A 1,957-nucleotide genomic window follows, 5' to 3' on the forward strand; every position below is an offset into this window, starting at 1 on the left:
GCCGCGGCCTGGGTGGCGGCCGGGGCCGCGGCGACCGGGGCGGCCGCGACGGCGGTGGAGGTGTCCTGCGGCAGGGCCAGCGCCAGGATCGCCGTGCCGGCCACGGTCAGCGTGCCCACGCTCGCGAAGAAGGCGTGCGGGCGGTGCGTCAGCGACAGGTTCTTGGGGAGCGGGAGCTGCATGGAGGGGGACAACCTCTTCCATCGGTCGGGGGCCGATTCCGGGCACACGGACATCGCGAAGCGTGTTCGGGAGGAACAGGCCCGCGGAGCCGTGCGGACGGCCTGGGCGCCCCGGCCGGTGGGCCGGAGCGGGCGGGGTGCGCGGCGGAATCGGGCCGCGCTGCCTTGCGACCGGGACATTCTTGGCAGACCCGCAGAAACGCGGCAACGAGCTCGGAAACTACGCGGGGTCGTAGACGACGGGGAGCGCCCGGCCCTCCTCCGGGCGCTCCCGAGCGCTTAGACGGTCCTTACCGCCGACCGCCCGACCGGGCCGTACACCTCGGCTGACCAGCGGATTCGCCGTTCCGTACGGCCGGCGCCGGGCGGGTGCCCCCGGTCGGCGCCGGGGCCGGGCCGCCGTGACGACTATCGGGGGCAGTAGCGGGCCGCGGCCGTGTGCCGGGCTTCACAGGTGCCGGCCACCGGGATCGGCGCCCCGTCACCGGCCGGTCACCCAGCGGTGGCCGGCCGCGGCGGAGACGGGGGTCACAGCCGCCCGGCGCCCGCGTGGCGGCCGACGACGGCCGGGACGGCGGCGGCCGGGGTGACGGCGGTGCGCAGCACCGGGGTCCAGCCGGCGTCGCCGCCGAGCGGCGTCGCGGGGTTCGCCGCGTTGAACGCCCCGACCAGGTCCACCGGGCGCCCGTCGACCAGGTTGTCGCGGGCCGTCAGCCCGGTGCCGCCCCAGTTGTGGAGCACCCGGTCGGCCGGCACGCCCGCCGGCAGGCGCAGGTGGTTGTGCTCCGCGACGATCCGCGAGCCCACCCCGACCCCGATGCTGTACTCGTACGCCTCGGCGCCGACCACGTAGGAGTTGTCGTAGACGTCGACCTGGCCGAACCGGACCCGCGGGGCGCGCTGGCCGGTGTTCTGCCAGAGGTTGTGGTGGAAGGTGACCCGCAGGTGCCCCGGGTCGGTGGTGGAGCTGTTGCTGCTGCCGACCAGGTTGGTCTTGTCGTGGTCCCGGAAGACGTTCCAGGAGACGGTGACGTAGTCCGAGCCGCCGGTGATGTCCAGCTGGCCGTCGTGCACCTGGTACGGGCGGCCGAAGTGCAGCGGCTGGTCGGCGTCCCGGTTCCCGCCGTCGGTGAAGGTGGCGTGGTCCACCCAGACGTGGGTCGCCCCGACGAGGCTGATGCTGTCGTACTCGGAGTTCCAGTTGCCGACCGCGGTGTCGGTCGGGTCCCACTGCGGGAAGCAGTCGGCGGAGTCCTCGAACACCAGGTTGCGCACGATCACGTTGTCGGCCTTCTTCACCACCAGGTTGCCGCCCAGCAGCCGTGCGCCGGGGCCGAGCCCGACCAGGGTGGTGTTGGAGCCCACGGCGATCTGCACCTGCTTCGCCTGCGCCTTCTGCGCCGCCGCCCGGGCGGATTCCAGCGGCCCGCTCGGCTCGCTGCCGCGCCCCCAGACGGCCGGGTCGTACGCGGCGAGGTAGTCCGCCAGCGTCCAGCCGGTGCCCGCCGCGTAGTCCTCGCAGGTCAGCCGGTGCCCGGACTCGTCCGTGTTCAGGTCGACGGTGCCGGCCAGGTAGACGATCTTCGGGACGGCGTTCGCGCCGTTGGTGGCGTTGTCGCCGCCGAGTGCGGCCACCAGCTCGGCCCGGGTACGGACCACGGCGACGTGCGCCGGGTCGGCGGCCGCGCCGCCCGTGGTGCCGGTGGTCGCCGAGCCCCAGCCGTCCGAGGCGGGCAGCGCCGCGCGGCCCAGGGCCTGCGCCCGCCGGTCGGGGA

General features: G+C 75.2%; 2 protein-coding genes. Both read right to left on the reverse strand.

Annotation, left to right across the window (positions count from 1 at the left end; all coding sequences use genetic code 11):
• Positions 1 to 182, reverse strand: a 182-nt coding sequence (locus ABZ641_RS35225) for a hypothetical protein (RefSeq protein WP_359988470.1), incomplete at its 3' end; no start/stop codon positions are given.
• A gap of 528 nt (positions 183 to 710) precedes the next feature.
• A partial coding sequence (locus ABZ641_RS35230) for a pectate lyase (protein ID WP_359988472.1) occupies positions 711 to 1,957 on the reverse strand: 1,247 nt, incomplete at its 5' end.

The sequence above is a fragment of the Kitasatospora sp. NPDC007106 genome, from assembly GCF_040634455.1.
In the GTDB taxonomy this organism is placed as follows: Bacteria; Actinomycetota; Actinomycetes; order Streptomycetales; family Streptomycetaceae; genus Kitasatospora; species Kitasatospora arboriphila.